Origin of the sequence: Arthrobacter sp. AG258, assembly GCF_004364695.1 — a bacterium.
Taxonomy (GTDB): Bacteria; Actinomycetota; Actinomycetes; order Actinomycetales; family Micrococcaceae; genus Arthrobacter.
This window is the reverse complement of sequence record NZ_SOBI01000015.1, coordinates 23,356-29,355: the sequence shown is the minus strand read 5'-3', so window position 1 is coordinate 29,355 and position 6,000 is coordinate 23,356. Positions and strand designations below refer to the sequence as shown.

The 6,000-nt window shown below is 67.6% G+C and carries 6 protein-coding genes; 3 read left to right on the top strand and 3 right to left on the bottom strand.

Annotated features, from left to right (window positions below; genetic code table 11):
- A partial coding sequence (locus DFO47_RS20720; protein WP_133832877.1) for a Gfo/Idh/MocA family oxidoreductase occupies positions 1 to 611 on the bottom strand: 611 nt, incomplete at its 3' end.
- Positions 612 to 782: 171 nt separating this feature from the next.
- Here DFO47_RS20720 and DFO47_RS20715 point away from each other — a divergent pair.
- Both DFO47_RS20715 and DFO47_RS20710 read left to right on the top strand, forming a co-directional pair.
- A complete protein-coding gene (locus DFO47_RS20715) occupies positions 783 to 1,865 on the top strand; it encodes a LacI family DNA-binding transcriptional regulator (protein ID WP_133832876.1) in 1,083 nt (360 codons plus the stop codon).
- Positions 1,862 to 2,638: an alpha/beta hydrolase gene (locus tag DFO47_RS20710; RefSeq protein WP_133832875.1), complete on the top strand. Its 777-nt coding sequence runs from the start codon at positions 1,862 to 1,864 to the stop codon at positions 2,636 to 2,638. Before DFO47_RS20715 ends, DFO47_RS20710 begins: the two co-directional genes overlap by 4 nt.
- Here the strand turns inward: DFO47_RS20710 and DFO47_RS20705 are convergent.
- The gene (locus DFO47_RS20705; RefSeq protein ID WP_133832874.1) at positions 2,635 to 3,546 is read right to left on the bottom strand and encodes an aldose 1-epimerase family protein; all 912 of its coding nucleotides are present in this window, start codon (positions 3,544 to 3,546) and stop codon (positions 2,635 to 2,637) included. The genes DFO47_RS20710 and DFO47_RS20705 overlap by 4 nt on opposite strands.
- Before the next feature lie 80 nt (positions 3,547 to 3,626).
- Here DFO47_RS20705 and DFO47_RS20700 point away from each other — a divergent pair, with 80 nt between their 5' ends.
- Positions 3,627 to 4,340, top strand: a complete 714-nt coding sequence (locus tag DFO47_RS20700; RefSeq protein WP_133832873.1) for a DNA alkylation repair protein — start codon at positions 3,627 to 3,629, stop codon at positions 4,338 to 4,340.
- Here DFO47_RS20700 and mptB read toward each other — a convergent pair.
- The gene (mptB, locus tag DFO47_RS20695) at positions 4,337 to 5,893 is read right to left on the bottom strand and encodes a polyprenol phosphomannose-dependent alpha 1,6 mannosyltransferase MptB (RefSeq protein ID WP_208294441.1); all 1,557 of its coding nucleotides are present in this window, start codon (positions 5,891 to 5,893) and stop codon (positions 4,337 to 4,339) included. The two genes, DFO47_RS20700 and mptB, sit on opposite strands and share 4 nt — an antisense overlap.
- Between the last annotated feature and the right edge of the window lie 107 nt (positions 5,894 to 6,000).

The following is a 6,000-nucleotide window of genomic DNA, read 5'->3' as shown; positions in this document are numbered from 1 at the left end:
AACATGTCGGTGGTCATTCCGCCGCCGTCTTCCTTGCGGTAGTTCCAGGACGGGCGCTGGGCCGCCTGGACGTCGCCCTCGAAGACCCAGTAGCCGAACTCGCCGCGGATGGACAGGATCCGGCCGAAGAAGCCTTCGTCCACCAGCCGGCGGAGCTTGACCAGGCCGGGAAGGTACAGCTTGTCGTGCACAACGCCGGCCGTCACGCCGGCCTCCTTGCCGATGCGGGCCAGTTCAATGGCCTCCTCCAGGGTTTCTGCCGTCGGCTTTTCTGTGAAGATGTGCTTGCCTGCCAGCATGGCCTTTTTCAGCGTGGCGGCGCGCAGGCTGGTCATGGACGCGTCGAAGACGACGTCCACGGTGGGGTCGTTGATCACGGCGTCCAGGTCCGTGGTCCACTCGGACACCTTGTGCTGCTCCGCCAGCTCGCGGATTTTGGCTTCGTTGCGGCCCACCAGGATGGGCTCCACCTGGACCCGGGTGCCGTCTTCCAGCGTGAAGCCGCCGGCGTCGCGGATGGGCAGGATGGACCGCAGCAGGTGCTGGCGGTAGCCCATGCGGCCGGTGATGCCGTTCATGGCAATACGGATCGTTTTAGTTTCGAAGCCCATGTGTCCTCCACGGTGAGTGAGCAAGGTGTACTCAAGACGAATCGGGAAAGCGCATTCCCTCTGTTTCCATGATGCACCGCGCCGTTCCGCTTGGCAAGCGCTTTCCGGAAGTAGTTTGAACTGTCATAATGTCCTTAGCCGTTGAGGCCGCCCCGACCACCAGGAGATGCTGTGGCTGCTAGTACCCTTACCGAGGTTGCCCGCCTCGCCGGCGTCTCGCCTGCCACGGCGTCCCGCGTGCTGAACGGCTCCGCCCGGACCCCAGGCAAGGACATTGCCGAGCGCGTCCGCCAGGCGGCGGACTCACTGGGGTACATCCCCAATGCGCAAGCCCAGGGCCTTGCCAAATCCAGCTCGGGCCTGATCGGCCTGATTGTCCACGACATCGCCGACCCGTATTTCGCCGCCATTGCCCGCGGCGTGCAGGATGCCGCTCGGGAACAGCGGAAAATGGTGCTCCTTGCCACGACGGGGGGCGGCCCCACTGAAGAAAAGGAGGCCGTGGCCGCCTTCGCCGCCCGCCGTGCCGACTCCATCGTGATCGCCGGTTCGCGCTCCTGCCGTGCCGAGGACCAGGAGGGCAACGCACAGCTGGCCGCCGAACTGGACCGCTATTGCCGCAACGGCGGCAGGGTGGCAGTGGTGGGGCATCCCGTGGTGGGCGCCACCGCACTGGAGGGCTACCACGTCGTCGAAGTCCCCAACCAGGAGCTTGCGGGCCGGCTGGCCACCGAGCTTGCCGCCGGCTGGGATGGCGACTTCGTCATCATCGGCGGGCCCGACGGCCTGTACACCTCCGATGACCGGGTCCGGGGTTTCCAGGAAGGCCTGGCACGCGCCGGACACCGCCCGGCAGAGGTGCTCAGGAGCGCTTTCAACCGTTCGGGCGGCTACGAGGCCGGCCTGCAACTGGCCGCACGGATCAAGGCAGCCTCCGCCGGCAACCCTGCCGCGCCGAAGCTTTGCATTTTCGCGGTCAACGACGTGATGGCGATAGGCGCCGCAGCAGCACTGCGGTCCGAGGGGCTGAGGATTCCCCGCGACGCGTCAATCGCAGGTTTCGACGACATCGAAACGCTGCGGGACTTCCGGCCGGCCCTGTCCACCGTGCGCCTGCCGCTCGAAGATATCGGACGGCTGGCAACCAGGGCCACCCGCCCCCGCCCGGCCGGCCAGGACCAGGAAGCAGCGTCCGACGAAGCCGTTACCGGCGAGGTCACGCTGCGGCGCAGCACCGAGGCCGCCGCCGTATGATGCCGCGAAGGATCACCGCGGTTCCGGCCCGCACTGAAGCCGCGGGCCCCCGCCCGGCCATCCTTGTCCTGCCCGGCGGCGGTTACGCGCGCCAGGCGGACCACGAGGCGGAGCCGGTTGCGGAATGGCTCGCAGCGCTGGGTATCCACGCTTTCGTCCTGCGTTACCGAGTGGCGCCGGACCGCCACCCGGCGCCCCTTGAAGACGCCAAGGAGGCCATGCTCTCCATCCGGAGCGGACCGCACGGCCTGGCCGTGGACCACGAGCGTGTGGGCGTCCTGGGATTCTCGGCCGGCGGCCATCTGGCGGCCACGCTGTCCACCGCAGCAGCCACCGGCAACCGGCACCTCGACGTCGATGCCGCCGTCCCGGACCTCTCGGTCCTTTGCTACCCTGTGGTGTCGCTGATCCAGGACACGCACCAGGGGTCGGTGGACAACCTCCTGGGCGGGCTGCCGCCGTCGAACCTTCTTGCGGACCTCTCCGCCGACCGGAACGTGACAGCCCGGACCCCGCCAGCTTTCCTCTGGCACACCGCGGACGACGACGCTGTCCCGGTGGCCAACAGCCTGAACTACGCCAAGGCGCTGATCGCCGCCGGCGTTCCTGCCGAACTGCACGTCTTCCCGGAAGGGCGGCACGGACTCGGACTGGCAGCCGGTGACCCCGGCCCCGGACAGTGGACGTCCTTGTGCGCGTCCTGGCTGGTTCGCACCGGCTGGGCGGAGCCCACGGCCGCAGCAACCCTCACCGCAGGAGCCGGCCGCCTTTAGCCCCGCCGGTCCACCGCGCGGATCGTCCAGCCCGCCGAGTGGGACTCTTCCGGCTCCAGGTGGATCAGGTCCGTTCCGGAATTGAACGCGTCCGGCGGGCAGGTCATGGGCTCAACCGCGAGGCCCAGCCGGTCCGGACCGACAGGCTTGTCTCCCGTGTGCACCTGGACCCAAGGCCACTCCGGCCCCCATTCAAGCTCCACGCCCGAGCCCGATGGATCCATGACGCGCACGCGCGCCAGTCCGGCAGCGTCGCGGGAGATACCGGTGAAAGCGTGGTCGATCCTGACCGGTCCCAACCTGCGCGGGAGGCGGAAGTCGAAGGCATCCTGCTCCACCTGCCGGATGGCCACCGGGAGCAGCCGGTCCGGGGTGACCTCGAGGTAGGCAGCTGCCGGAAGTTCCAGGGACCAGTCATCCAGTGGAGCAGGGCCGGCGACAAGGTAGGGATGGGGGCACACTCCATACGGCGCGGCCCGGGTACCGGTGTTGACGGCGGTGACCGTACCGCGGAGGCCGTCATCGGAGAGGGAATAGGCGACCGTGAGTTCCAGGCTGCCCGGGTAGCCCGGCCCGGCCGGAACGCGGCAGCCCAACACCACCCGGTCCGTCGATGCCTCCACAATGTCCCAGGCCTGATGGATGGCCAGTCCGTGCAGGGCCGATCCGCGCTCCGGCTCATTGATGGCGGCCGAATAGGACTGGCCGGCGTACGAATAGGCGCCGTCAGCGAGCCGGTTGGGCCACGGTGCACAGATGACGCCCCGGTAGTCCGGGACCCCGCCCTCCGGCCCAAAGCCCACCACCAGGTTCCGGTCCCCGCAGCGCAGCTCCCGGAGGGCGCCACCGCGGGTGGTCACGACGGCGGTGTAGGGTCCGTGGGTAATGCGGACTTCGGTTCCGGGCATGGCTTCCTCCGCGATGATCTTTGTTAGCGCTAAAACAGCATACGTCATCGCAACGGAATCCGGCTGGCTAGAGTTGCCCCATGGAAGCGGCACCCGACCAGCACCTTATCGCCGCCGTCAGGAGCGCACTGTGGGAGCTGTCCGATCCCCATCGTGCCGCCGGCGCGCAGGCGTACATGAAGTCTTCTGTTCCGTCCCTGGGTGTCCGGGTCCCGGATGTCCGGCGGATCGCGGCGCACGCTACGGCAGAGTTTCCTCCGGCATCAGCCGCCGGGCTGCGCGCCACAGCACTGCAACTGTGGCGCACGGCAGCGTTCCGGGAAGAACGCTATGCAGCCATCGACCTGACCGGCAACCGGCTGGTTGCCAAAGACCTGGACATGCTGCCGGTGTACGAGGAAATCATCCGCACCGGAGCATGGTGGGATTTCGCGGACGGCGTGTCCGGCAGGATCTGCGCCCTGCTGCTGGCTCACCCGGCCGAGATGTCCGCGGTGCTGAGGACGTGGAGCCGTGATCCGGACTTCTGGATTCGGCGCGCTTCCATCACATCGCAGCTGCGGGCCAAGGAAGCCACCGATACGGTGCTGCTTGCCGATGTCATTGAACCGAACCTGGCGGACCGGGAATTCTTTATCCGCAAAGCGATCGGCTGGGCGCTGCGCGAGCACGCCAAAACGGCGCCCGAGTGGGTGCAGGAATTCGTCGCCCTGCACGGGCAGGAGATGAGTCCGTTGTCCCGCAGGGAGGCCCTGCGGAGGATCAGCGCCGGCCAGCCGCAGCGTCCACGCTAAATGACGGGACGTTCGACGACGGGCTCGTGCGACTTCCGGAACAGCCGGCGGGTGCCGGGATCCCAAAAGATCAGGTAAAGCCCAAAGAGCAAGGCGGTCAGGGCAGCCGCAATCCGGGCCAGCAGGAGGGCGAAGCCCAGGTCCTGGGTCTGCAGGTAGGGAAAGACGTCCAGCTGGTCCGAGATTGCGTAGATCATGAAGAACGACACCACGAAGTACAGGGCCTTGACCTGCCAGTCATTACGAATGCCCGTCACGGCGAACAACGGAATCAGCCACACTACATACCAGGACTGGATGATGGGGGCCAGCAGGACCACGGCGGCCAGGCCGAGCGTGAGGCGGCGCATCAGCCGGTCATGGTCGCCCTTGAGGATCTGCCAGGCAAGGATGGCCACGGCAAGCAGCTTGCCGGCGTCGAACACCCAGCCCGCCGGGACTGAGCCGTCGAGGCCGAACGCGTTGGCAAGGGACCCCACCACCATGCCGAGCAGGCCCACCGGGGCATACCAGATGGAGATACTGCCGGGGGCGGAGAGTCCGTTGATCCAGCCGAAGCCGAAGCCGTTGACCAGGCTCATCAGGGCCAGCAACGCCAGGCTCAGGCCGGCCGTGAGCGCCCAGAATGCGATCTTTCGCAGCCACCCCGCGTTCCTGCCCGCCCAGAGGAGGCCGATGAACGGAAGGAACACGATGGTGATGGGCTTGACGGCGATGGACAGCGTGACCAGCGCGACGCCCCGGACCTCCCGGCGGGTCGCGGAGTAGTAGAGCCCGGCAAGGGCCAGCCCGATCATGAGTGAGTCATTGTGCACGCTGGCAATGAAGTTGGTCAGGAAGAGCGGGTTGGCCGCGGTGAGCCACAAGGCCCTGTGCGGGTTGATGCCGTGCAGCTCTGCGAGCCGGGGCACGTAGATCACGCAGAGCACCACGCCGGCCACGGCAACCAGCCGGAACAGCATGATGCAGGCTTCCGGCTGGACGTTGGTCACCCACACAACGAACTGCTCGATCCAGAGGAACAGCTGGCCGTAGGGAACCGGAGCTTCGGTCCACTGCTTGTCGGCGCCCAGCTGGAAGTAGTTGGACAGGGCGGAAATGCCGTTTTCGTACGGGTTGAACCCTTCCACCATCAGCCGCCCCTGGCCGATGTAGGCATAGACGTCGCGGCTGAACAACGGGACGCTGAACATCATGGGGAGCCCCCACGCCACCACCGCCGCCAACGTGGCGCGACGGGCCTGGCCGCCCCACACCCGGACTTTTTGGCCGAGCCGCAGCCAGGCGCGCACCAGCAGCATGCCCCCTGCCGCCACCAGCACGATGGACAGGGCCACGCCCGGCGCTTCGGTGCGCATCCAGATGAACAGCGGCATGCGGCGGAGTTCGGAGACCGGCGCGAGCCAGCCCACGCCGGCGGAACCGAACATCATGAACATCGACCCGAGGAAGCCGGCAAGCAGTGGAGAGCGGGGATTGTCCACCTCGGCACCGCCCGCCGGGGCAGTACCAGCCGCCGCCATCTCCCCCGCTGCGGGCACAGGCGCCGTCATCTCAGGAATGTCCAATCTTCTTGCGTTTCCGCTGTTACCCGGCGGACCGCGTGGGCGGCCGGGACATCTTCGAAGGCAGCGGGGCGACCCGCCGCGTACCCGAAATC